Consider the following 25233-nt stretch of genomic DNA (forward strand, 5'->3'; position numbering starts at 1 on the left):
ATAAGGTATGATCAAATCAAACATGGAGGTGTGGGTTAAAATGGGACAATCGAAATCCAAGCAGCAACGAAGGAAAGCAGAAAGAGCCGGCAATCTTAACCCGGAAATCAGCCGTAGCCAGTGGCAGAGGAAACCGCAAACGCAAGTCGTACGGAATAAGAAAGCAGAGCAGCGCCGAACGCAATGCCGCCATCATGGCAGCCGCGACGGCGCTGATTTTATGTCGAATGCCATATTGCCCGCTCACGCCTCGTAATTGTATTTTTTCCTGGCGAATCGCTCCAATACATTCACGAATCCATACAGAATGACGGAGAGAAGCGCCAGCATCATGATGCTGACCATGACGAGATTCATCTGAAACACCTGTCCGCCGTAGATGATCAAATAACCGAGTCCCGCTTTGGAGGATAGAAATTCCCCCATCACCACGCCTACAAGCGTTAATCCGACATTCACTTTCAACGTAGCTATGAAATGCGGTACGCTAGCTGGCAAAAGCACCATTCGCAACATCTGAAACCTCGTCGCGCCGAAAGACTCCATGAGCTTGAGCTTCGTTCGGCTAATTTCCCTGAACCCGCTCTCCACCATAATAATCGTTACGATAATCGAGATGGCGACCGCCATCCCATAGATGGAATAGCGATCCCCTAACCAGATATAGAAGATCGGCCCTAATGCGACCTTCGGAAGCGCGTTAAGTACGACGATATAAGGTTCCAGCACGTTAGACGCGAACGTTGACCACCAGAACAAGACGGCAATTGCCGTTCCCAGCAGCATCGATATGACGATGCCTACAAGCGTCTCCAAGCCGGATATCCAAGTATGCCGAAGCAAACTCCCTTCGAAAGCCAGCTCGCGGAAAGAGGACAACAGCAGCGACGGTTTGCTCGTCAGCATCGAGTCTATCCACTTCCATTTGGCGGCTAGCTCCCAGAGCATTAGGAATAAAACCAACAAGGAAATTCGGGATAATGCGATCAAGCGAAGCCTGCGCCTCTGGACTTTTAGATAGTTGTCATACAGAGGGGACGACATGCTCCTCCAGCTCCTTCCAGATCGCATTGAAGTAAATCTTGTAGCGTCCGGCTTCCCGCTTCTTCCAAGGGGACAAATCGTCCCCCTCGTCGAACCGAATGTCGTATACGGAAGAAATCGTGCTCGGACGCTGCGACATGACCATGACCCGATCAGCCATGCTGATCGCCTCGGATAGATCATGGGTGACCAGCACGGCGGTTTTACCTTGATCTTTCATAATTTGGAACACTTCTTCCGATAGCGTGAGACGGGTCTGATAATCCAAGGCGGAGAACGGTTCATCCAACAGCAAAATATCCGGCTCGGCCACCAGCGTGCGGATTAGAGCAACCCTCTGGCGCATTCCGCCGGACAGTTGGGAAGGACCATGGTAAGCGAAATCCCCCAAACCGTACCTTTCCAGCAGATCCATCGCCTTTCGCTTCGCCTTGCCCCGATCCATTTTGCGGATTTCCGCTCCGACCAGCAGATTGCTTAAGACGTCCCGCCACTCGAACAGATGGTCATGCTGCAGCATGTAGCCCACTTTCGGAGAGACGCCCGAAACCTCGTGGCCATCGATCAAGATTTTCCCTTGCGTCGGTTTCAACATACCGGAGATCAGGGAGAGCAGCGTGCTTTTGCCGCAGCCGCTCGGCCCGACGATACTGATGAATTCCCCTTGCCCGATGGAGAGATTGATGTCGCGCAACGCCTCGGTCTCTTGCTTTAGCGTAAAATAGCTCAGACCGACGTCCTTCAGCTCGATTTGCGCCATAATGCCATCAGTCCGATTTCCCGATATTTTTCACGAAGCTCATATCCACGACGTCTCCCATGTTCGCCACTTTCTCATCCGCCTTCAGTACCCCGTTCTCGATGAGCACTTGCTGCAGCGTATCGAATTGCGCTTGGGTAAGCTCCGGGTTCGTCGACCATGTATCCTGCTTCTTGTAGCTCTCTACCGATTTCAGGATGAGATCGTCTGGCGTGCCTTCGAAGTACGGTTTTAAGGCCTTCGTAATCTCGTCATCGGACGCGGTGCTCAGCCACTTGGCGCCCTCTGCGACAGCATTGGAAAACTTCTGGATGATGTCCGGATTTTTCTTGATATAGTCGGAGGTAGCGACGTAAGACGTTTCCGGGAACGGCCCGAATGCCTCCCCTAAAGAAGCGGCATAATAGGCTTTCCCATCCTTAACGAGCGTAGAAGCTACCGGTTCGTACAATTGGATGTAATCGCCCTGTCCGCTCGTGAACGCGCCGGCCATAGCCGGAGCCGCGAGGTTCGTAACGACTTTGACATCCTTGACTTGTTCCTTCAGCAAAGTGGAGTTCAACACCATCTGCGGGGCGCTCCCCGGCCTCCAGCCGATCACCGTTTTCCCTTGCAGATCGCTCCACTTGAAATTATCGGCTTTCTCCCGGGACAGTAGGAAGGAACCGTCTTTGGACGTAAGTTGGTGGAAAACCTTAAGCGTTTTATCCCCTTTTTGATTGTAAATATAAATACTCGTCTCCGGTCCGACCAAGGAAATATCCGCCGTACCCGCAATCAATGCGGCCGCCCCTTTATCCGAGCCCTGCGATGTATTCATATCCACGTTAAGCCCTTGTTCCTTGAAGAAGCCTTTCGACATTGCAACATAGTGCGGAGCGTAGAATATCGACCGGATAACTTCGGAAAATTTAACCGTAACTAATTTATCGTTGTCCTTGCTTTTATTCCCGCACGCGGCAAGCACAATGAGAAGCAAAGCAGCCAAGAGCAGCGGAACTGTTTTTCTCCAGTTGTTCATCATGGTTCTCTCCCTCTGGGATTGACATCGTCTATATGAACGGCTCGGAGCGAACCGGAATAAGAAAAAAGCTTTGAATAGGTATTATCCTATTCAAAGCTATGGGTTCGTGTTCATCGCCTATTCATCCGTACGCGAGATCGCTCAATCCTCTTTGATCGTGACGCCCAACAAATAAGCTAGGCCCCTAATTTGATCGGGTCTTACGATGCAGCCTTGCAGCCCTTCCAGCGTCGCGCCGATGCTTTGAAACTCGCAGGTGCTCAGATCGATCCCCGCCAGCTTCGCTCCCGAGAATTGCGCTTGGTCGAGATCCGTCTTGGCGAACTCGATGTTGGACAACGTCGCCTGATAATAATCGGCCTTGTCGAAGTTGCTTTCCGCGAAGCCGACATACTTCATATCCGCGAACCGGAAGACGGAATATTGACCGTTGCATTCCTGAAATTTCACGTTGCGCATCGTCGAGGTCGATAGATCGAATCCAAGCATTTTGCAATGGTTGAACTGCACGCGGTGCAGGATGGAATCCCGGAAATTGACGTTAGACAGGTCGCAACGGTTAAATACGACGTCCGTGAATTCGGCTCTCTCCAAGTCGATTCGGTCGAACAAAATCCCTTCGAATACGACGCAATCGAAGATAGCTTTGTCCGCTGACTGGTTCGCGATCGTTTCCTGGGTGAATCGGCCGTTCTCGAACGCTTGCTTGTCTTGAATTTCATAATCCCCGATAGTGAGCGATTCCAGCCGATCGGGAATTCTCGGCGCTTCCGCCGTTATATCTTTATTCTTCTTAGTAGCCATAGAATAATGCCTCCGATACCGTGTTTATTCTATTTATTATGAACACTTCGCACGGATATGGAAAGCGGTAGCGCCACTAGAGGATAATCGAAGCCGCAATGCGGCAACGCTAGAGCACGTAGAGCAATATCGCGAAAAAGTGCATAACCGAACCGGCGACGACGAACAAATGCCATACGGCGTGATGGTAAGGGAATCCGCGCCAAACATAGAAAACGGAGCCTACCGTATAGAGAATCCCGCCGATAATGAGCAGGCGTAGCCCTTCCGGCACTAACAGCGCGTGCAACGGCTTCCAGGCGAACACGATGAGCCATCCCATTAAGACGTAGAATAAAGTGGACAGCACCAAATATTTTTTCGTGAAAAACGCTTTGAATACGACACCCGCGATCGCCAGCCCCCACACGATTCCGAATAAAGTCCACCCGAGCGGACTTCGCAAAGTGACGAGCAAGAGCGGCGTGTAGGTTCCCGCAATGAACAAGTAAATGCACGAATGATCGAACGTCTCGAACAGATCCTTAACCTTACCCTCCGGAAAAGAATGTACGAGCGTCGAAGCCGTATAGAGCAGCAGCATCGTAACGCCGAATATCGTGAAGCTTACGACGTGCCATGCCGTTCCCTCTATGCTGGCGAATACGATCAGAAGCACCAACCCCGCAATGCTCAGCAATGTCCCGATCCCGTGCGTGATCGCATTCGCGATTTCTTCCTTCTTCGTATAGACGTGAGTATCCGCCATCGAAGTAATCACCTTCCTTAGCTGCGAACTGTCCAGTTGCCATTCGTCCGGGCATGGACGATACCCGTCTTCGTTAAGTATTCGGCAATGATCTCCGTCATGTCAACCGTCACTTCCCGAACGACCGGCTTGCCACGGAACATCCGGTAATTCCCCCCGCCCGAAGCCCTGTAATGGTTCATCGCCACCTCGTACTGTCCTAGCGGATCGAGAGGCTTATCTTGATATTTTAAGCCTTCTATTCGACTGCCTACCGGACGGGACACGCTGATCGCATACTCGATTCCAGCCCACATATCGTAGTTAAAATGCTGCGGTTTCGGACTGAGGTAGGAGGGATCGACAATGATGGAACCATCGTTCGCTAAGGCGAAATAAGCTGCCGTCCATTCCAACGCTTCTGCGATATCCCTTCCGCTCAGGAGCAGCACCTTGAGCGTATTCGGATACGGGTAATTCGCCGTCACCTCTCTCATCGACACGTGCGGGCCGAATCCCGGCGCAAGGTTGTCGAATAAGGATGTGCATGAAATATCGACTCCCGCCGCTTCCATTTGAATCCGGTTAACGAGCTCTATTAACGGATGCTCTTGCATGCGCGCCGCCATGGGATCCACGACCCGCATCTCCCCCCGAACCTCGCATAACGGCTGATCTAGCCACCGTTGCGTATTATCCTCGCAAGACCGAACTCTCTCGGCCAAATCCGGATTAACAGCCGCTTCGCTTGCTTCTCTTAACCGGCTGTCGCAATCCTTCACTACCCACGCGCCATCGTCCCCCTTCTGCAAAAGCAAATCAATCTGCGCAAGGCAGCTCCCTTGATAACCAGGCTGTACGACCAGAGTGTTGCCGATGCTTGCCCCGCCTATTCTCTGGTGCTGATGCCCGGTAATCAGGACATCGATTCCTTCGACTTCCTGGCACAGCTGCCAGCCTTCGTTTTCTCCCGTTAGCTCCTCGGTTTCTTCACCCGATTGAACGTCTCGCTCGAATCCGCCATGGTAGGAGACGATAAGAATATCCACTCCCTCTCTTTCCTTCATGAGGGGAACCCACCGTTTCGCCGCGCTTACCGCCGATTCGAAAGACAATCCCGCAATGTGGCTTGGCTGCTCCCAATTCGGAATGTACGGCGTCGTCAGCCCCAACAGGCCGACTCTAACGCCTCCCGGCATAAGAAAGATCCGGTAAGGACACCCGAAATACGGTTCATCCGTCCCCTCCTTCACGATGTTCGCGGACAACCAAGGGTACTCGGATTCGCTCTTTGCCCGGTTCACGAAGTTTAGCCCGTAATTAAACTCGTGGTTTCCCGGAATGAAAGCGTCTAGCCGCAAATGATTCATGAGGCCGATGATCGGATGCGCGGATTGATCCAGACAAGCGTGATAGAAGGCAAAAGGCGTTCCTTGCAGCAAATCCCCGTTATCGATGACCAGCACGTTATCCTTTTGCTTGCGTTCCTGCTCGATGATCGTGGCTAATCTTAGAAGCCCGTTGTCCGTTTCCTTATTGTCTACGTAACGAATCGGCAGGACATGGCCATGAATATCGCTAGTCGCGAGAATCGTAAGTTGAAGCGTCTGGTGATTTTTAGTCCCGTTTTTTTCCATATTATGATCTTCCCTTCTATGATCCTATGAATTTGTAAAAAAATTTTTACAATCGTAAAGCTAGATTTAATACTTAACTTCATTTAACAAAATAGTTCGGTGGTAGATTAAGGCATGTAACATCCAATCTTGCCATTAGATAGAGGAGGAAACAGAAACCATGCTTAACCGTTTGCCGAAATTACGTCTTATGCTCGTCATCTCCATCGTACTGCTCATTATTGCCGGGTGCGGCAACAAGAACAACAATTCGGGGGCTAACGCTGAACCATCAAAGTCTACGGCAAGCGAATCCGCAAGCACGAGTCCTGAGGCTAGTCCAAGTCCTGAACAAACCGGTTATATTCCTAAGGAATTAACCGTACAGTTCGTTCCTTCCCAGAATGCCGAAACGCTTGAAGCCAAAGCAAAGCCGCTTGAGAAATTGCTTAGCGATGCGCTTGGCATTCCCGTAAAAGTCAGCGTGTCGACAGACTACAATACGATTATCGAAGCAATGCAGTCCAAGAAAGTCGACGTTGGATTCTTGCCGCCTAACACTTACGTGCAAGCGAAGGAAATGGGCGCGGCTGAAGTCATCCTGCAAGCGCAACGTTTCGGCGTTAACGATGACAACGGACAACCAACGACGGAGCTAGCGGATAGCTACAAATCGATGATTATCGTCAGAGCCGATTCCGACATCAAGACGTTGGCGGATCTCAAAGGCAAGAAAATCGCCTGGCAGAGCGCTACCTCTTCGGCCGGATTCGTATACCCTGCCGTAGAGTTGAAAAAAGCAGGCGTCGATCCGAATACGGACGTGACCGGCATCGAGCTGAAAGGCCACGACAAAGGCGTATTGGCCGTGCTTAACGGCGATGCGGATGCGGCGGCTATTTTCCAAGATGCTCGCAATATCGTTCTGAAAGACGTACCGGACGTGTTCGAGAAAACGAGAGTGCTTCACTTCACGACTCCGATTCCTAACGATACGATTTCCGTTCGCTCGGATATGAACAAGGAGTGGATTACGAAAATCCAAGACGCGTTCATCAGCTTGGGCACGAACGAAGAAAGCCGCAAAATCATTTTTGAAATCTACTCGCACCAAGGCTACGCGAAGAGCACGGACAGCAATTTCGATTCCGTTCGCGAATACGCTAAAGCATTGCAATAGTAATTATGGGGAAAATAAACCCGGACGACCTGAAGCCTTTCCATCGGCTTCGGACCGTCCGGGTTTTCTCTTGTTAAGCTTTCCCTTGCACTAGTCTGCGTCTAAGCTTTCCGGATATCCAATCGATAATGGTCACCAGCACGATTATCCCCAGCAAGATGACGCCGACCCGGCTCCATGTCCGGCCTTCCAACGCGAAGAGCAGCGGCGTTCCGATTCCCCCGGCCCCGACCATGCCGAGGATGGCAGCGGATCGAACATTAATCTCCAGCCGGAACAAGGCAAACGAGAGATAGGAAGGAATCGCCTGGGGCACGATCGCATACCAGATCGTCTGCAAGCGATTCGCCCCGCAAGCCTTCAGCGCCTCGGAAGGCCCCATATCCAAATCTTCGATCGCCTCCGAGTTCAGCTTGCCCAGCATCCCGATCGAGTTGATACCGATCGTCAGCACTCCCGCGAAAGCTCCCGGACCTACCGCTTTAATGAAAATGATTGCCATGATTATATCTGGAAAAGTGCGAATAAGGCTTAGGGTGAACGTTGAAGCACCGGAAAACAGCCTTGTGCGGATTAAGTTGCGCGAAGCCCATATCGCGAACGGGATCGTGAGAAACACGGAAATCGTCGTTCCGAATAAAGCTATCGCAAATGTCTCGGCTAGTCCCCGGAGTAAATCTTCGCCTTCCGCCAAGTAAACGTAATTCCAGTCGGGGTGGAATAAGCCGTTGAACACCGCCTTCGTGATCTGCCAAGCGGTTTGCTTAATTCCCGTAAAAGGAATGCCGGAGAAGGCCCACGCATAGATCGCTATAACTACCGCGAGCACCAGCCACGTTTTTATGCGGGTATAGAAAGGTTTAGGAGGACTCGGCATGTGCGGAATCGTCTTGTTGTTCATATGAGTTTCCCCCTGATTCTGGAGCTGACCGCATCGATCGCGAGCACGATAACGAGCGTGAATAGGATAATGACGACCGTCTGATCATAGCGGAACATCCCTAGCGTCCGGTTCAAGTAAATTCCGATACCGCCTGCCCCGACGATGCCGAGTATGGCCGCCGCTCTAATATTAATTTCGAACATGTACATGACAAAACCGACAAACTGCGCCAACACCTGCGGGATAACGCCGAAATAAATCCATTGCAGCTTGTTCGCCCCGACCGCGGTCATCGCCTCCATAGGGCCGTTGTCTATCGTCTCGATCGCTTCGTAAGCCCACTTGGAGAGAATACCGAAGGAAAAGAAACTAAGGGCAAGCATGCCCGCGAGAGGACCGTATCCGAACACGGTGGCGAAGAGAGCAGCAAACAAAAGATCCGGAATCGTACGAGATAAGTTCAAGATAAATCTAGCCGGAGTACGAAGCGCCCAACCTTTAGTCACGTTACTAGCTGCCAGGAAGGAGATCGGCAAGGCGAAGATCGCGCCGAAAGTCGTCCCGAGTATCGCCATCTGTATCGTCTCGATCATCGGCTTGAGCACGACCCTCAAATACTTCCAGTCCGGAGGGAACATTTTGGCGATAAACTTCCCCATCTCCGGTATTCCGCCGATCAACTCCGATAACGATGCCTCGGTTTCCCTCACGCTCAGCCAGAGAAGCGCCAGCAACAACGCGAGCGTCATCCATTTCTTCAAGCTGGGTGACGGTTTAACGGGGTAACCCTCAGATGGCTTCAACGTTTCTACCCCCTAAACGCTCGTCTTCGGACACCGGACGGCCATAGATCGCGGAAAACACCTCGTCCGTCGCCTCGGTAGCCGGGCCATCGAATACGATTTCGCCGGCACGTACGCCGATGATTCTTGTCGCATATTCTCTCGCCAGATCGACGAAATGCAAATTAACGATCGTCGTGATGCCCATCTCGCGATTAATTCTTCTCAGGTCGTCCATCACCTGTCTCGTCGTTAATGGATCGAGCGAAGCAACCGGTTCGTCAGCTAGAATGATCTTGGCTTCCTGGGCGAGCGCGCGTGCTATCGACACCCGTTGCTGCTGGCCTCCCGATAGCTGATCCGCTCGTTGGTAAGCTTTCTCCAGCATATTGACGCGTTGCAACGCGCTGAAGGCGAGTTCCATGTCCTGCTTGGGGAAGAGGCCTAGCATCGTCCGCAGCGTCGAATGATAACCGACTCTTCCGGCCAGCACGTTGCGTACAACCGAGGAACGTTTCACAAGATTAAAGCTTTGGAAAATCATTCCGATGCCCCGCCGCATCACTCTGAGCTGGCGTCCTTCGGCGGATGTGATCGATTTGCCGTCTATTCGAATATCCCCTGACGTTATCTCGTGCAATCGGTTAATAGAACGCAACAACGTCGATTTGCCCGCCCCGGACAAGCCAACGATGACGACGAACTCCCCCGCTTCGATTTTCAAATCAATGTTGTTCAAGCCCACCGTACCGCCGGGATACACTTTGCTTACCTGTTTGAATTCAATCATCTGTCAACCTCCGCTGAGAATGCTGTTTGAATCTGTTGAACTTGTTGAACGCATTGTTCGAATGCATTGATTGAACGCGCCTTAAGTAGTGCGAAAATCAACACGTTTGTTCAATGATTCTTACACTAGTTCGGCGTCTCGCGGGGCATTCCTATGGGGTTTTAAAATTTAACAAATAGTTTACATTTTTGATGTTTTGCTTACATTTAGTTGACGAAAACGAGCAGAAAATCGGGATTTGCGCGCATATTCGTGTAGTTAGTAGCACCTCGGAAAATAGATTTGACTACCCCTCGAAAATCAAAACAGCGGCAGCCATGGACGAGAAAATCATGCCGAAGGCTGTCGCTGTATTATTGAATTATTGTGTTCCCGTTAGTTCAATTCAAGTCGTTACTTTAGCATATACAACAAAGAACGCCATCACTTCTCCAATAATGATGTAGTTTGGCATCAAGATAAACAAATCCGCTGCGAAAAAACCGGCAAGCAATCCTAACAATAACGCTAAATGAGATCTTCCCAACCTTAGATGGATAGGTCTGTATTTATGAAAGACCAGCGAGGTTGAAAAAAAGTAAAGCAACACGGATCCAAAAATAAAGCTTAGCATAAATGAATAATTTAATTGTTCCAAAAATAACAACTGAATCGAAGCCGCGATCATGCTCATGGATAAATAAATGAATAAATGACCATAAATGATTGTTTGCCCTGCGGTCTCTATCGTTTTGTTCACTTTCTTCTCGATGTTGTCAAAATATTGCCACCACATCGCGATAATCAACAAAAACGTTATCGATGCAAATGCAATAGATTGCCACGTCCAATGGGTAGATTGCAATACCGTTAGTATGCTAATTACTGCCTCGCCAAGAAGAATAAGCGTGAACAGAGAGAAGCGTTCTATTAAATGGTGAGTATTAATGGGGCTTTTCACCAAGTATTTCCGCCCGATTATCGGGAGTAATATGTCGACAATAATTCCTGCATACAAAACGACGTAACGAATCCACGAGTCAAAAAATAGCGATAAAGAAGAGATCGCCAAACCAATCCAAAACCGGCTCCCTAAATAACGGGCAGTGTTCTTTCTATTCGTATCTTCTTTCTTATTCACCGAAAGATATTGAATTGCGGTCATAGCTCTTAAACCGACATAACCTACAAAAAAAGGAATATAGTGTTGATCGAAATTAACCGATAGGCTTGCAGTCATGATTAATACGAAAAACAATTGTAGTATCAGGAATATTCGGTGGGATACGGTATCTCGTCCAAATCGATTTACAAAGAGAGATTGCCCTACCCAAGCCCACCAGATCGGAACGAATATGAGCACGAATTTCGATAAGTACTCGACTGGAATCAAGCCGTGATCGACATGTAGCAAGACATGGCTCGCTTTGGAAACAGCTGCTACAAATAGCAGATCGTAAAATAGTTCCAGCCAGGTCACTTTCTTCTCCGCAAATGCCGCATGGTGTTGGAATCCCGATTCGTGTGGATTCATTATCGAGCTCCTTCTAAAAGTGATATACTTCCTTACCGTCGACATTACGTAAATATTCGGCAATTTCAGGATGTTCCCACATAATCGCGCAATCCAACGCCGTGAATTGTTCCGGGATATAACGTTTATCTTCGCCAATAAAGTATTCTCCATAAGGGGCAAGAGCATTTACGTCTGCACCGGCTTCAACAAGCAGTTTTACCGTGTCTAAGTTGTTTTCCATTACCGCATGGATTAGAGGTCTATTCGCATTCCAAGAATATTCTATGTCCGCTCCCTTGTCGATTATTAATTTAACCAGAGCAGAGCTGTCGTTCTTAGCAACGGACCACGTTAGAGATTCATCAATTCCGGTATAAGCTTGGGTATCGGGAGTTACTTTATCTAAGATTATTTTTGCTACATCGACATTCTTTCGATAAATCGTTTCCCATAATACAGGAAAGTTTCCGTTATCTTTAGGGTCTTCCGGGTCGATTTCTACTCCTACATCTACGCTAGCTCCATACTCGAACAACATATGGATAATATCAATTTTTGCTTCTTTTATTGCAATAACAAGAAATGGCCTAGGAATTTTATAGTCATGTACATCAGCATACGAATCAGGACTCATCCCTTCATCTAACCACTTCTTCAGCGTTACTGTATCCCCTTTAACGACGGCTTCCATTGCTTCTGCTCGTTCAACCGCGGTAAATTCCCGAGGGAGACTTTCGGATACTTCTATGTTTTCATTCGGGTTTGAACGCGATTTGGAATTACCGTTAAAGAGATAAACTCCGACAATTACTACAATGATTATCAAAAATAAACACCCTAAATACCCCGAGCTGTTCGAGTTGCGCCTATTCATTTTCTTCTCCTCTAATTCTAGATGTCTAGGGATCTTACACGCCAGCTGCGGGTTTCCTTGCCAAATAAATGCCTAACGCCAGCCCCAGCAATGCAAACAAACCCATTCCTCTGTACAAGAACGCTCCGCCGTATTCATCGATCAACCACCCTCCGACAGTCGAACCGATAATACCCGAAACGCCGAAAAAGGTTGCCGTGAGCACGGTCTGCCCTGTCGACTTCCATTGTTCCGGCACGATCCGATACAAATATTGCAAAGCGCCCACATAAAAAAGCACAAAGGTTAAAGCTTGGAATACCTGCAGAGCAACAAGTCCGTAAGGAGTAGCGATCATTGAGCTTAATAGAAAGCGAAGCGCATAAAATCCGGCCGCCACCGTCATCCATACCGCTTCCTTGCCAGGCTTGATTATGCGTGAGACAAACGCGAACATAATCGTCTCGGTAATCGTCATAACGAACCAAGACATGCCGGTCAATTGCACGTCCCCGCCCAGTTCTTCCATATATAGGCCGATGAACGTATCGTTCATTTTGTGCGGAATAGCAACGATCAACACGATAAGGAAGAATATCCACGTGTGCGATTGACGAAAAAAATCTTTCAAATGATGCAGGGAAGGTCTCGAAGCAGACGCTTGTACATCCGAGAGACCTAATGCTAGCAAAAGAGCCAAGCATCCGGCGCCGAAGAATATCCATGACAGACTGTCCATTCCCCATAGTTTTAGGGCATACCCGGCAGTTAGAGATACGCAAGCATAGCCTAACGCACCGAACATCCGAACGGAGCCGTAGTTTACTTTTTCCCGTTGCGAGGTTTGAAAGTTTAAGCTCTCGACAAGCGGATCCGTCGGCAAAAAGAACACGTTCATCAACGCCACCAGAGTGATCAAACTCCAAATCTGGTTAGCTTGGAACAGTAACGTTCCTACGAGAATGGAGGAAAGCAGCAGAAGCAGAAGAACCTTCTTGATCGTCCGCGTTTTATCGCTGACCATCCCCCACAACGGTTGCGCGAAAATGCTAATCAGGCTGCCCATGCCTAGAATAAATCCGATATGGGTTCCTGACACTCCGACTTCAGCGCTATAGATCGGCAAGAATGAGAGGAACAGCGCGAACATCGCAAAATAGAAAAAATTGAAGCCCTTTAACCTAGTGACGACTGACACGGCGATTCTCCTTATGATGTTTAGTACAAAGTAGACACTTTGCATAGTCGCATTTTGCGACTATGAGAGCGGAGTTGGTTTGGTTCGTACCGTCATAGTCGCGTTATGCGACAATGAGAGGATGGTTGGTTTGGTTCGTACCGTCATAGTCGCGTTTTGCGACTATGAGAGGCTAGTTGGTTTGTTTCGTCTCGACATAGTCGCATTATTCGACTATGAGAGGCTAGTTAGTTTGGTTCGTCTCGACATAGTCGCATTTTGCGACAATGAGAGCGTAGTTGGTTTGGTTTGTCTCGTCATAGTCGCATTATGCGACTATGAGAGCGTAGTTGGTTTGGTTCGTACCGGCATAGTCGCATTATGCGACAATGAGAGGATGGTTGGTTGGTTTCGTCTCGCCATAGTCGCATTTTGCGACTATGAGAGGATGGTTGGTTTGGTTCGTCTCGCCATAGTCGCATTTTGCGACAATGAGAGCGGAGTTGGTTTGGTTTGTCCCGTCATAGTCGCGTTATGCGACTATGAGTGGGTAGTTGGCTTGGTTAGTCTTAGTCCGCTGGATATACAATACCCATTTGCTTACGGGCTTCGTCCATGATTTCGATGACTTTCATGGAATTCGCATGGGAATTCACAACTGACTCCTTGCTCCCGCTCTTAACTAGCTCGATGAATTCCAGCGCCTCGTAGTAAATCGCGTTATCTTCCTGCGGCTTCGTAAGATCCTCCACCGAACCGTCGCGGTATCGGATTTGCACCTTGTCCGGTCGGCTGATTTTGTCGAACACAATCGTGCCGTTCTCCCCTTGAATCTCGGCGCTGGTGTACGAATCGACGATTTTGGAATAGTGAATGACCGCATCCATTTCCTTGTAACCAAGCAACAGACTTCCCGCTCCGTCAACTCCGGAATCGAGCATGAACGCGCTGGCCTGAACGCTCTCCGGCTCGCCGAACAAGACGACAAGCGGATAGATGCAATAAACCCCGAGGTCCATCAAAGCTCCGTTTGAGAATTGAGGATTAAATGCGTTCGGAAGCTCGCCGCGCTTGTAGAGATCATAACGCGAGGAGTATTGGCAATAGCTGCCGAAATAACGGCGCACAGTGCCGATTTTATGCAGATTATCCCGAATGGCTTGGAAATTGGGCGTGAACGTCGATTTCATGGCCTCCATCAACAGAACGCCATTGCCCTTCGCCGCTTCTGTCATCCGCCGAACTTCTTGCGCATTAGAGGCAAGAGGTTTCTCGCACAAAACGTGTTTCCCTTTGTTCATGCACGCAACGGCTTGATCGGCATGCAGGGAATTCGGGCTAGCTATGTAGACGGCATCAAACTCCGAGCTGGAAGCAAACTGCTCCAAATCCGTATATACGTGGGCGATACCGTGCTTGTCCGCATACTGTCGTCCCGTTGCCTCGGTTCGGGAATATACGGCCGTAAGCTCGAAATCGCCGATCCGTCTAGCCGCATTAATGAAATCCTCCGTAATCCAGTTCGTTCCGATAATTCCGAATCTAATCATATCGACAATCCCTTCTCATCCTATTAAAGGTCGAATAAATCCAATTGTTGCGGATTTTCCGTTACGTGCAGTCCGAGCATTCGCATGAATTGTTTTGCATTTCCCGCAGCGTGTCCCCCGGAGTTATTGTTGAAAATAACCCCGATACGATCGGACTGCTCCGCTAACCGATCAACCCGTTGTTTCCATTCCGACAGCTCGTGTTCGTCGTAATTATACAGATAACGTACCTCGCGCCAATTGGGTGCCCCGCTTTGGTTCCAGCCGCCTATGTTCCGCCCGTGCATGCGGATCAACGTAAACTCCGTACCGCTAGCCTCCAGCACGATCGGAATCGAGCCGGCTCCCGCCTGAGGTTCATCGCAAACGCTATGAATCCAGCCCTCATCCCTCATAAACGCGAGCGTTCGCTCCCGAAATTCCGGCTCGAACCAGCTCTGATGGCGAAATTCCAAAGCGCAAGGAAAACCCTCCATCCGCTTTTTCGTTTCCCGGAGCAATCGTACGTTATCCTTCGTGCAATCGAACCACGGTGGATACTGAAACAATGCCGCCGTTAACTTCCCGGCCTGCATGACCGGTTCGAGGCTTTCGCAAAACGCTAAGTACATCTCATCGTCATTTTCATAATAAGGTTTGCCCCGCAGATGGCCCGTCATTCCTTGATAAGCCTTCACGACAAAGCCGAATCCTTCGGATGTATCCTGCGCATAACGCGCCATTCGTTCAGGAGGTTGCACCGCGTAGAAGGAGCTGTCCATCTCCACGATGGAGAAATGCTCCGAATAAGCCTTCAGCTTGTCCTTCGCGGCAGTTCCCGGCAAATACAACGAATCATGATCTCCCCAACCGGCCAATCCTACGGTTATCACAGCAGTCCCCCTTCCTTCTGAACGATACCTATTCGTTTAAACCCTACACCGAGTCTAAAGCTTTAGCATCCATTCATCAAGTGAAAAGCCGCCTTATTGAAGGCGGCCTCAACCGGTAACTCTACTTATTACTTTCCGCGATGCTTGTCTTTCGCTTGTTGACTTTTGATTTCTCGCTTTCGTTCCTTCATCTCTTCCTTCTGCAGACGAGATAAAGTTTTCTTTTCTTTTTTCCGTTTGTCGTATTCCAGCTTAAGCGCCTCTTGAGCTTGAGATGAAACGCCATTGCTTTTCATTTCGGCCGCTACTCGTCTAGCAAGACGCTTAGGGTTGACTCTCCGCTCATCGGAATGTTTGGTTTGGATTTCTTGGGACAACCCGCTTGTCAGGTCTAAAATCCGCTTCTCGATAAAATCCAAAATTTCCGCATCGTTAGGCTCAGCGCCGAATACATACCTTCCTGCTTTCAATTTTCCTTCGTGCTCTTCCTCAACAACGCCTACCCAAAATTGGCCTTCGTAATACACCGATAATTTCATAAAATCCCCCTCCGATTGCATTGGAATGATGGACATCCCGAGGGGGGGGGAAGGTTACTGGCATGGAAGCCCGAGAATAAGACTTCATGCGCCTGGACTACCAACCAGACTGTGTTTTTACATTCCATTTTTAATATACAATAAAATCCATTTTTACGTAACTGTACTTCCCATTCTCTATCAGCCTAATTCCGCCAACAGTCATCATTAGATAATCACAATCGCTCAAATCCCTCATGGTAAATTTCGCCATTCGGGAACCGGCAGCTTGAAAGTATGTTACAATCCCATAACAGGTGCAACTTTTGACGTCGAATTTCGTTCATAGTACGTCTAGTTTATTCTGAAGCTCGTTATAGCAACGACAACAAGAGAGGTGTAAGAAAAAGAGAGATGAGAGATTTAGGAGCAGAGAGAACGCAAACCACACTAACCGAACCTTACCGAGAGACGCCGCCGAGGAAGAAGCGCCGGGGTGCCTTTTTCTTTTTTGCCATCTTATGGCTTGTCTTAATCGCAAGCGGCATTACCGGGGCTAAATGGTATTCCGATCATATCCAGCAGCAGGTGTCCTCTGATCTGGAACGTCAAACGGCGAGTCAAATCGCCTTGATGCAACAAGATTACGATAGCCGATTGACGAAGCTCGAGGACGGGTATAAGGAACAACTCGCGCAGATGGAAGGCAAGATTCAAGCGCTTAACGAACTGCTGACCTTCACGAAAGACAATGCCGATACGAAGACGGACAACAGCAACAAGCTGTATACGCAGTTGGCAGAAGTGAAGAAGCAGTTGAACGAGTTGAAAAAAAGCATGGACGTGTTGAAATGAGTACGCAGTCGGTTAGATCCATCAACCGGACGCTGTTGCTCGCTTGCACGCCGTTTCTAGGCATGCTGATCTGGCTGTTCGTCGCGAATATCCGTATCGAGCTGTCAGAGAACTCTTATCCCAAACATACAACGGTTGCCTCCGATCCAAGTGTCGCTACCGCCAAAGTTTTGGAAGATTTGGACGGTGCGAAAGAAATCGCCCAGTGGACCGGAAAGTCCATTCAGAAGCAACTAGCTTTGTATAAGCAAACTAACGCGGATATGAACAAAATCGCTTCGCTGGCTTCTACCCAAGCAGCTCGGCCTTATCAAATTTACGATCGGCGAATAACCACTAAGCTAGGCAAGCCTGCCGCGACGATCCAGTCGGACAAGCTTCAAGCCCAGTTATTTTACATAGGAACGCAAAATTTCCGCACCTATGCGCTTAAGGTCAAGCTTAAGAAGGAAGGCGCCATGAAGCTCGTCCTCGGCAATGACGAACATGGCGGTTCGGAAACGACGTTAGCCGCCGTTAATCGGTACAAAGCCGCGGTGGGCGTTAACGCCGGCGGTTTCGCCGATGGTCAAGGCAAACGCTACCCGCTGAGTACGACGGTAGTCAACGGGGAATATGTCGGAGGATTCCAAGCCTCTATCAAAGACTTGTTTTTCGTAGGGTTGAACGAGGACAACAAGCTGATCGGAGGAAAATTCTCGAGCAAGTCGCAGCTCGATGCTCTTGGACCCAAATTCGGAGCCTCCTTCGTTCCCGTGCTCCTTCAGAATGGAAGGAAAACCGAGATTCCCGCCAAGTGGCAGTCCAGCCCGAAACGTGCGCCCCGGACGGTCATCGCGAACTACAAAGACGACCAGATTCTTTTCCTGGTCGTTGACGGTTATAACGAGAAGGGCAGCTCCGGCGCAACCTTGGCCGAGATGCAAATTTTGTTGCAGCGATACGGAGCGCTCGACGGTTACAACCTCGACGGCGGCGGCTCCACTTCGCTCGTATTTAACGGCCGCGTCATTAACAATCCATCCGACGGGCAGCTTCGCAAGCTTCCGACCAACTTTTTATTTTTCCGATAACGATTATGCAACAGAAAGAAAGACTAGAGCCTAAAAAAGGCTCTAGTCTTTCTCTCTTCTTCCCCTAATTATTGACGACGCTTCTAACGTTTAATAATAACCGGGATTGCAGCAAACCCGCAATTAGTAGGAGTGCAGCGAATACGGTAAACATGACTCTACCATTATAGGCTGTTAGAAGCAGTCCTCCTAAAAAAGGACCCAGTGCTTCCGAAACGCGCCAATGCAGTCCAAAGATCGAAAAATATCGGCCTCGCATGTCTTCCGGCGCCATGACGGAAACGGATTTATCCAAATGGACTCCGTACAGAATACTTCCTATGACGGATAACAGACTCGCCGCTACCAATGCGCCATAGTGAATGAAGAAGGCATAGCCTAACGCCGATAACACGGCTATCAAGTAGCCTAGAAGCACGATTCGATGTGCTTTTTTATTTTCCACTAGAGAGGCGATCCATACTTGCAACAGTGCAGACGCTATGGAACCGATCGTTAACAACGAAGAATAGATCCACTCGAAATTGTCCGGGTTGCCTGCTTGAAGGTGCAAGGGGAACGTGGACCAATTCTGCGCCGCGAACAACGAAGTCGGGATCGTAAATAAAGTGAATAGAAATAAGGTCTTGTGCTCGCTCACGGATATTCTAGTGATGCTTCTATTCCGCTTCTTGTTCAAGCCGTGATTAGTTGCAGGCAATGTCTCCGGAACCTTCCACCAAATCAGAAACAGGTACAGAGCCGATACCAAGGCAAAAAACAAAAACACGAAAACCGGATTTGCCCTAAAAGCGAACACGCCGATCATCGGCCCCACCGCCACCCCTATCGACGCCGCCGTTCCTAGCAGAGCATATACTTTAGCCCTTCTCTCCTTCGGAACGCTATCCGCGATTTGAGCGTCCGCAGCCGGGAAGAACATATAACTGCCTGCCCCCATCAAACTAAGAAAAATAGCGAAGAACCATAAAGAATCTACGAAAGTGAATGCGACCAAACAAATGGACTGAATGGCAAGCGACAACATCATCGTCGGCTTGCGACCGAAGCGATCGGAAAACCCTCCGAATAAGAGATTCATGATAAAGCCCGCAACCGATTCTAATCCGATAATTGCCATTATTAGCGCAATGGATGAATCGAATTTCTCAGTCAAATAGAGAACTAGGAAAGGATACATCATAAACTGGGCTATCTTCGTTAATAGGGTACCTACTACACGTATCCAAATCGCCTCGTCATACTGCCGATAAAACTTCGATAAACCAGAATCCATTTCGAATAACCCCCTGCTTAGGATGCGTGCAATCCCAAACAGGCAAGAAATCTAAAGTTGCATTTCCCCCTGTCCAGGTACGTGAAAGGCAGCCGATGTTCTTTGCATATGCGAACTCCTCCTATGAATCGATTAAATAGATAATACTACAGGTTTTGGAAAATGTAACTTCGAGCTAGTCTCATCAAAACAGGGACGGTGGATATTATCCACTGTCCCTGTTCGGCTATAGCATCTATTCAATGAATTCCACCGTATATCCCTTTTTCTGCAATAGCGACACGAGACCCTCCTCGCCGACCATGTGCAGGGATCCGACCGCGACAAGGTAAGTGCCGGCTTCTCCTTTGCTCAACAGCAGATCGACCTTGTCCGCCATCCCCGCGTTTCTCTTCACGAGGAAGCTATCGTTGTATTCGTCGAATAGGTCTCCCATCGACTTCTTGCCTTCTTTCTCGAACTGGTCGTGCATCGTCTCCAGCAGCTTTAAATTGCCCATCGTCCACATATCAAGCAGTTGCTTGAGCCCGATTGAAGCTTGACCGGCGCTTTCCACCGTCTGATGAAAATAAAGCTGCTGCATCTCTTCCGAGAAGCCGTCGAAAATACCTAGCTGGGACTCCGCATCTTCGAGTTCGATAATTTGTTTACCGTCTTTGTGGGCTTGCTTGGCTAAATAGACGTCGATTCCGTCGGTCATCATGTACTTCATAGCGGGAAGGCTCTCCAAGGTCATGGCTGCGTACCATGGTTCATATTGATCGAACGTCGCCGCTCCCGCACTGAGAATCGACTTCTTCAAGATCTTCTCGAACTTCTCGTAATCTTCCTCCGCCACATGATCCTTCAACGATGTTCCGTCGGTCAATAAGGCCTTTTCGTTAACCATTTCCAACATCTTCGCCTGGTCTACCTTCGTCAGATCCAGCTCCAGGGCAATATAATTCGCTTCTTCGATCGCCTGCTCCAAATCCTCGTCGAGCGGATACATCTCTTTCCTTGCGATGTGAATCGTACCCGCTAAATATGCTGAATTCCGGCCGCCGGTCACTTTCCATAGAAATCCTTTGGAGCCTGCCTTCTCTTGATCCTTAGCCTCCTTGGAGGCGATTGGCTGCTCCGTTACGGACGGGGAGGATGATGGCGTTGGTTGGATTTCGACGCTCTTGGCCGTTTCGGCATTGTTGCTGCTGCATGCCGCCAATAGCACCATGACTAACATAAGCAACCACGTTAACGCGAATTTGATCGTACGTCTGCTCATTTCATTTCTCCTTCGATACGTTTCATGAACTCTTCCGCCGCGCTATAGCCTTGCTGTTTTAAATACCAGCTGTTGGCGGCGGCTTCTATCATCCCTGCGACGTCTCTACCCGGCTGCAATTGAATTTCGAGATGAGGAATGCGGACGCCTTGATATTCCGTGAATTTGGGCTCCAGTTCAAGATCGTTGTTCAGCGCCTGGTCCTGCCATGGGCTTAACTCGATATCGAGTACGATTCTCGTCTCGTCCTGAAACGCTTTTCTCCCATATAATCTTACGACGTTAATAAGGCCGATGCTGCGAAGCGCCAGAAATTCCTTTGTCGTTTCGTTATGAGTACCCAGAAGCGTCTGGGAGCTTAGCTTCTTAAGTACGACGATATCGTCGGCGACGAGGCGATGCCCCCTCCGAATAAGCGTATGCGCCGTTTCGCTCTTGCCGATGCCCGATTTTCCTCTGAGCAGGATGCCGATGCCCGATACGTTCACGCATACGCCATGAACCGCGATTTCAGGAGCCAAAGCTTGAACTAGGAATGCATCCAGCTTACCTAGAAATTCCGTCGTCGTCTCATCCGTTCGCAGTAACGGAATCCCTTCTTGCTGGCAATAGATCATCAAATATTTTAGTCCCTCTTGCTTACTCGTTACGATAAAACAAGGAGGGTGGTATTTCACGACGTTGCCGATGTGCAAGTTACGTTCCTCTTCGGTCTGTTTATGCAAGTAATTAATTTCTTTTCTCCCCAGCACTTGTACGCGATTCATTGGAAAATAGTCGAAATAACCGACGAACTCCAGTCCCGGACGGTGCGCTCTAGGTCGGGTAATCTCGCGGTGCATCTGCTCTTCCCCTGCCAGCACCTCCAGCTTAAATCTTTGCTGCAGGGTCTTAACCGTAATGGATTTCATTGTCTTCCCCCTTATAGTCGTTCTATATCTCGTCCGAAAGCCTAGAAGTATTTAAGGAATCTTGAAGGCGTTGTCCGACCACGAGCTCTTTCCGCTCGGAATCCGCCCTATCTATCTCCCTTATCTATCAACGTGGCTATTGTCTTTTGATTTTGTTTTATTATAGCAAATCTTCTCCTCCTGATCCTATGGTTTAATCCGCTTGCCGAAGCAGCCAAATCGAGCGGCGTCAAAACCAAGGAACAATTCTACTTACCGTATAAGCGCAGTCCTTCCTTCATAAAACAAACCTCCCTTTCATACAAATCAACATAACGTTAGAAAGGGAGGTTATCGGATGAATGCTGACAAGCTGGTCCGCTTCTGCCAACTGAAAACCCAAATTAAACAATGGGAGGATGAACTTGAGGAGCTTCGCCGGGAAATCACGAATCATTGTACTCAGGATTCCGAATTCCGGTTAGACGACTACACGCTTAAGGTACTGTACCAAGAACGAAAGCACTACAACGATCAATTGTTGATCGATGCCCTTCCCGATCCCGATTTGTGGAAAGTGTTGTTCAAGGCGGATCCCGCTAAAATCTCTGCCCTCGTGAAGGCGAACCTCCTCGCCGAGAAATCTTTGGAAGGGACGTACACGACCACGCGAATTCCTTATTTGTACGTCGCTCCCGTTGTCCGTGACATATAGCCATAAACCGGTACGCCCTTACAGCGTAACGCCTTCGGTTCCGTAACGTATATTCTCTCTCCTCTACCGATACTTTTGAACCTTTGGATTCGTAGTTAGGTCATACGGCCTGTCGCCTGATGAATTCAAGAGGAGAGAGTTAAGTTATGGCAAACGTGAAAAAGATGCTCGTTACCGCGATCGCTGCAATGATCTTATTGACGGGGTGCGGCAACGATTCGACGAATCAAGCGGATGGGGGTTCCGCCCCGCAGAACAACGGGGGAAGTACTCCGCAAGATCAACAACAAGGGCAAGGTCAAGGACGTTCACCGATGATGGGTGCGGATTTAATGGGAAAAATCAAAAGCGTGAACGGGGAAACGTTCACGGTGTACAAGTCCTCCTTCGTACCTGGCGCCCGAGGCCAGGGCCGAGGACAGCAACAGTCCGGAGACGATACCCAACCGACGGCAGGCGACCAGAATGGCGATAATAAGCAACCACCGAGCGGCGACGGCAATCCGCCTGCACAAGGCGGGGAGCAAAACCGCCCCAACATGGAGAACATGTTCACTGACGAGACAGTGGACATTCAAGTCACATCTACCACTAAGATCGTGAAAGTAACCTTCGAGAACCAACAAAGGACGGAAACAGCGCTAACGGCCGCAGATCTTAAAGCGGACGATATCGTTAGCGTCGATCTGGAAGACAACACTCAGAACGCAGTCACGATTACGATTAGCGAAGGCGGCGGATTCGGTGGCATGGGTGGCGGACAAAGGGGACAACGCCAACAACAAGGTGATGCTCCTGCCGCTTCACAGAACAACGCAAACTAATTGTTGGCTTGCGGGAGGAAATAGAGCGGCTACGCCGTTTTAAATCGCAGGTTCCGACAAAAGTAAAGCTAAAAGCCTTCATCCCCATAAGCACGCAAGGGATGAAGGCTTTTTTAACACTTCTTCGGACTCAGACAGACTGTCTCTCTTGGGACTTTCGCGCCGAGGGCAGCAAGTTGATGACGAGTAATTTGATGATCGCTACCGTTAGGATAGCGACGAAGATCAAGTGCATCCCGTCCGCCATCTTCATCTGCGACGGCGCTTCACCTGTGACCACGCTGTTGAACAACATCCCGAATACGGCAACCGCGACTGTCTGACCTAATGCACCCATAAGCGAGTTCGTTGAAGTAGCTACTCCGCGCATCGTGCTCGCAGCAGAGTTCTGAATCGTTACGATGGCAGGCGTACTGATGCAGCCCATTCCTAAGCCGACCAGACCGACGATCCCGATCACCTGCACATAAGATGAGCCCATATCAATGAAGTAAAGCCATAGCGCTCCGCTTGCGACTAAGATCGTTCCGAGCAGCATGAATGTTTTCGCTCCGAGACGGAACATGTATCTTCCCGACAAGCTCGAAGCTAACGCCCAAGTAACCGACATCGGCATGAGCATCAATCCGGATTTCGTGGCGCTAAAGCCCATAATGTTCTGAATCCATAATGGAATATAGATCGTTACGCCGGCAACGACGCAGAAACCGAAAAATCCGAGCACGTAAGGAATAGCCAATCTTCTTTCCCGGAACAGTTGCAACGGTAGCATTGGCTCCTTCGCCCTTGATTCGATCCATAGAAACACGAAAAGGAATAGAGCGGCAACCGCGAAAAGGACTAGAATAGTCGATGAATTCCAAGCATACGTTTCTCCTCCGGTCAGCAAAGCGAGCAGTAAGCTGGATATGCAGATCGTAAAAGTAAGCGCTCCGATATAATCCACGCTTTTCGACACTTTCGCGAAACGTTCATGCAAAAATCCGAATACGAGGATGAAGGATACGATGCTTACCGGAACATTCATGTAGAAAATCCAGCGCCAGGAAATCGTATCGACGAAATAACCGCCCACGAAGGGTCCGACTAACCCGGCGATAGACCATACCGAGGAAAGTACGCCCTGGACCTTCCCTCTCTGTTCACCCGTATACATATCTCCGATAATCGTAAATGTAACCGGAGTTAACGCTCCCGCTCCCAGCCCTTGAATAGCCCGATACCAGATCAACTCGGTCATCGATTGCGCCGCTCCGCACAGCACGGAGCCTACCAGGAATAAGACGAGGCCTATCGTAAAAATGGATTTTCTTCCATATAAGTCCGCGAGCTTCCCGAAGATCGGAGTCGACACGCAAGTCGTGAGTGTATAGATAGAGAAAATCCAGCTAAGCAAGCTTAATCCGTTTAAATCTTTGGCGATGCTGGTCGTTGCCGTCGTTACGACGGTAGAATCCAGCGCTCCGATAAACAGAGCTGCCAGTAGTCCAACCGTCACTAGCGCTCGGTTGGTCTTTTTCTGCGACATTATATTTCCTTCTCTCTCGTGATGAATCGCTACGTTTCCATAACTTCAATTACTCTAACGATCATAGGTGGATGGATATCTCTTTGTCAACGCCAAAAAGCACCACATCGGCAATGGGTGAACGACTTTCGTCCTATCGTTGTCCTATCGTTTCGCTATCTAGTGGTTCGGCCGCTCTGCAATGACCTTGACCGCATTCGTGATTTCCCTAAGGATATCGGATTGAAGCTGAGGCTCCTGGTAGAGGGCCTTAATGTATGCTTCTCCGGTCTGGCTGGATGTATAGTGCGGAGCCACATGATTCAAGGTCAGCAAGATGATATCGATCTGGCATTTCTCGCAATCGCATTTTAATGCACCCGTTTTTACGTAATTATCTTCGAATAGATTGCTAACAATAGGCTCCATAGCATTAAGAATAGACAAGTCACGAGAAAAAATCATATCAGCACTCTCCAATTAATAGAAGCGAATCAACTATTGAATAACAGTATAACACATAGACTACCGATTATCGGACAGGAACTTCTCGACGCAAGCTCTGCATACGCATGCTTTGCCCCTTTGCTCGTCGGGAATTCGCTTTAGAATTTCGCGGGGAAATTCGATTTGGCTGCACCAACATGCGCCATGCGGCAAACCTGCTAAATTTCCGCAATGATTGTCTTCTCCGCATAGAGGACACCGACTTGGTTGATTGCTTAACTGCGACATTGCCGAACATCCCTTCATC

27 protein-coding genes are annotated in these 25233 nt (G+C 49.2%); 6 read left to right on the plus strand and 21 right to left on the minus strand.

Annotation, left to right across the window (positions count from 1 at the left end; genetic code table 11):
- Window positions 1-40: 40 nt before the first annotated feature.
- Window positions 41-256, plus strand: a complete 216-nt coding sequence (gene brfA / locus L3D05_RS21955; RefSeq protein WP_239618530.1) for a ribosome rescue factor BrfA — start codon at window positions 41-43, stop codon at window positions 254-256.
- Here brfA and L3D05_RS21960 read toward each other — a convergent pair.
- From L3D05_RS21960 to L3D05_RS21985, 6 genes are all read right to left on the minus strand, one after another.
- A complete protein-coding gene (locus L3D05_RS21960) occupies window positions 244-1044 on the minus strand; it encodes an ABC transporter permease (protein ID WP_239618531.1) in 801 nt (266 codons plus the stop codon). The two genes, brfA and L3D05_RS21960, sit on opposite strands and share 13 nt — an antisense overlap.
- Window positions 1025-1804, minus strand: a complete 780-nt coding sequence (locus L3D05_RS21965; protein WP_239618532.1) for an ABC transporter ATP-binding protein — start codon at window positions 1802-1804, stop codon at window positions 1025-1027. Before L3D05_RS21965 ends, L3D05_RS21960 begins: the two co-directional genes overlap by 20 nt.
- A 7-nt stretch (window positions 1805-1811) precedes the next feature.
- Complete coding sequence (locus tag L3D05_RS21970) at window positions 1812-2828, minus strand: ABC transporter substrate-binding protein (protein ID WP_239618533.1); 1017 nt, start codon at window positions 2826-2828, stop codon at window positions 1812-1814.
- Between the two features lie 141 nt (window positions 2829-2969).
- A complete protein-coding gene (locus L3D05_RS21975; protein WP_239618534.1) occupies window positions 2970-3632 on the minus strand; it encodes a pentapeptide repeat-containing protein in 663 nt (220 codons plus the stop codon).
- A gap of 109 nt (window positions 3633-3741) precedes the next feature.
- Entirely contained in the window at window positions 3742-4380 is a 639-nt protein-coding gene (gene trhA / locus L3D05_RS21980) for a PAQR family membrane homeostasis protein TrhA (protein ID WP_239618535.1), read from the minus strand.
- Between the two features lie 17 nt (window positions 4381-4397).
- The gene (locus L3D05_RS21985) at window positions 4398-5996 is read right to left on the minus strand and encodes a bifunctional metallophosphatase/5'-nucleotidase (RefSeq protein WP_239618536.1); all 1599 of its coding nucleotides are present in this window, start codon (window positions 5994-5996) and stop codon (window positions 4398-4400) included.
- 160 nt (window positions 5997-6156) lie between these two features.
- Here L3D05_RS21985 and L3D05_RS21990 point away from each other — a divergent pair, with 160 nt between their 5' ends.
- On the plus strand, window positions 6157-7155 hold the full coding sequence (locus tag L3D05_RS21990; protein ID WP_239618537.1) for a phosphate/phosphite/phosphonate ABC transporter substrate-binding protein: 999 nt from the start codon (window positions 6157-6159) through the stop codon (window positions 7153-7155).
- A gap of 73 nt (window positions 7156-7228) precedes the next feature.
- Here L3D05_RS21990 and phnE (L3D05_RS21995) read toward each other — a convergent pair whose 3' ends face one another.
- From phnE (L3D05_RS21995) to L3D05_RS22035, 9 genes are all read right to left on the minus strand, one after another.
- Complete coding sequence (gene phnE, locus L3D05_RS21995) at window positions 7229-8056, minus strand: phosphonate ABC transporter, permease protein PhnE (protein ID WP_439647969.1); 828 nt, start codon at window positions 8054-8056, stop codon at window positions 7229-7231.
- Entirely contained in the window at window positions 8053-8787 is a 735-nt protein-coding gene (phnE, locus tag L3D05_RS22000; RefSeq protein WP_239618596.1) for a phosphonate ABC transporter, permease protein PhnE, read from the minus strand. Before phnE (L3D05_RS22000) ends, phnE (L3D05_RS21995) begins: the two co-directional genes overlap by 4 nt.
- A 40-nt stretch (window positions 8788-8827) precedes the next feature.
- Window positions 8828-9610: a phosphonate ABC transporter ATP-binding protein gene (gene phnC / locus L3D05_RS22005; RefSeq protein ID WP_239618538.1), complete on the minus strand. Its 783-nt coding sequence runs from the start codon at window positions 9608-9610 to the stop codon at window positions 8828-8830.
- A gap of 385 nt (window positions 9611-9995) precedes the next feature.
- Window positions 9996-11123, minus strand: a complete 1128-nt coding sequence (locus L3D05_RS22010) for a low temperature requirement protein A (RefSeq protein WP_239618539.1) — start codon at window positions 11121-11123, stop codon at window positions 9996-9998.
- Between the two features lie 13 nt (window positions 11124-11136).
- Window positions 11137-11931: an ankyrin repeat domain-containing protein gene (locus L3D05_RS22015; RefSeq protein WP_239618540.1), complete on the minus strand. Its 795-nt coding sequence runs from the start codon at window positions 11929-11931 to the stop codon at window positions 11137-11139.
- A gap of 82 nt (window positions 11932-12013) precedes the next feature.
- On the minus strand, window positions 12014-13156 hold the full coding sequence (locus L3D05_RS22020) for an MFS transporter (protein WP_239618541.1): 1143 nt from the start codon (window positions 13154-13156) through the stop codon (window positions 12014-12016).
- Between the two features lie 548 nt (window positions 13157-13704).
- The gene (locus L3D05_RS22025) at window positions 13705-14685 is read right to left on the minus strand and encodes a Gfo/Idh/MocA family protein (RefSeq protein WP_239618542.1); all 981 of its coding nucleotides are present in this window, start codon (window positions 14683-14685) and stop codon (window positions 13705-13707) included.
- Between the two features lie 23 nt (window positions 14686-14708).
- Window positions 14709-15557, minus strand: a complete 849-nt coding sequence (locus L3D05_RS22030; protein ID WP_239618543.1) for a DUF72 domain-containing protein — start codon at window positions 15555-15557, stop codon at window positions 14709-14711.
- 128 nt (window positions 15558-15685) lie between these two features.
- Window positions 15686-16096, minus strand: coding sequence for a YjdF family protein (locus tag L3D05_RS22035; RefSeq protein WP_239618544.1), 411 nt, complete (start codon window positions 16094-16096; stop codon window positions 15686-15688).
- Between the two features lie 393 nt (window positions 16097-16489).
- On the opposite strand from L3D05_RS22035, the gene L3D05_RS22040 reads away from it, so the two are divergent.
- Both L3D05_RS22040 and L3D05_RS22045 read left to right on the plus strand, forming a co-directional pair.
- Entirely contained in the window at window positions 16490-16930 is a 441-nt protein-coding gene (locus tag L3D05_RS22040) for a hypothetical protein (RefSeq protein ID WP_239618545.1), read from the plus strand.
- On the plus strand, window positions 16927-18003 hold the full coding sequence (locus L3D05_RS22045) for a phosphodiester glycosidase family protein (protein ID WP_239618546.1): 1077 nt from the start codon (window positions 16927-16929) through the stop codon (window positions 18001-18003). The genes L3D05_RS22040 and L3D05_RS22045 overlap by 4 nt, the downstream gene beginning before the upstream one ends.
- Window positions 18004-18067: 64 nt before the next feature.
- On the opposite strand, the gene L3D05_RS22050 is transcribed toward L3D05_RS22045, so the two are convergent.
- The 3 genes from L3D05_RS22050 to hprK form a co-directional block, all read right to left on the minus strand.
- Window positions 18068-19279: an MFS transporter gene (locus L3D05_RS22050; protein ID WP_239618547.1), complete on the minus strand. Its 1212-nt coding sequence runs from the start codon at window positions 19277-19279 to the stop codon at window positions 18068-18070.
- Between the two features lie 235 nt (window positions 19280-19514).
- Window positions 19515-20543: a TraB/GumN family protein gene (locus tag L3D05_RS22055; RefSeq protein WP_239618548.1), complete on the minus strand. Its 1029-nt coding sequence runs from the start codon at window positions 20541-20543 to the stop codon at window positions 19515-19517.
- Complete coding sequence (gene hprK, locus L3D05_RS22060) at window positions 20540-21454, minus strand: HPr(Ser) kinase/phosphatase (RefSeq protein WP_239618549.1); 915 nt, start codon at window positions 21452-21454, stop codon at window positions 20540-20542. Before hprK ends, L3D05_RS22055 begins: the two co-directional genes overlap by 4 nt.
- A 337-nt stretch (window positions 21455-21791) precedes the next feature.
- Here hprK and L3D05_RS22065 point away from each other — a divergent pair, with 337 nt between their 5' ends.
- Entirely contained in the window at window positions 21792-22148 is a 357-nt protein-coding gene (locus L3D05_RS22065; protein ID WP_239618550.1) for a hypothetical protein, read from the plus strand.
- A gap of 146 nt (window positions 22149-22294) precedes the next feature.
- Complete coding sequence (locus L3D05_RS22070; protein WP_239618551.1) at window positions 22295-22972, plus strand: hypothetical protein; 678 nt, start codon at window positions 22295-22297, stop codon at window positions 22970-22972.
- Window positions 22973-23102: 130 nt separating this feature from the next.
- On the opposite strand, the gene L3D05_RS22075 is transcribed toward L3D05_RS22070, so the two are convergent.
- The 3 genes from L3D05_RS22075 to L3D05_RS22085 all read right to left on the minus strand — a co-directional run bounded on the left by L3D05_RS22075 (window position 23103) and on the right by L3D05_RS22085 (window position 25232).
- Complete coding sequence (locus L3D05_RS22075) at window positions 23103-24500, minus strand: MDR family MFS transporter (protein WP_239618552.1); 1398 nt, start codon at window positions 24498-24500, stop codon at window positions 23103-23105.
- Window positions 24501-24659: 159 nt separating this feature from the next.
- The gene (locus L3D05_RS22080) at window positions 24660-24944 is read right to left on the minus strand and encodes a late competence development ComFB family protein (RefSeq protein WP_239618553.1); all 285 of its coding nucleotides are present in this window, start codon (window positions 24942-24944) and stop codon (window positions 24660-24662) included.
- Window positions 24945-25004: 60 nt separating this feature from the next.
- Complete coding sequence (locus L3D05_RS22085; RefSeq protein WP_369417999.1) at window positions 25005-25232, minus strand: cysteine-rich CWC family protein; 228 nt, start codon at window positions 25230-25232, stop codon at window positions 25005-25007.
- Window position 25233 lies beyond the last annotated feature (1 nt).

This window comes from Cohnella mopanensis, assembly GCF_022352055.1.
Taxonomy (GTDB): Bacteria; Bacillota; Bacilli; order Paenibacillales; family Paenibacillaceae; genus Cohnella; species Cohnella mopanensis.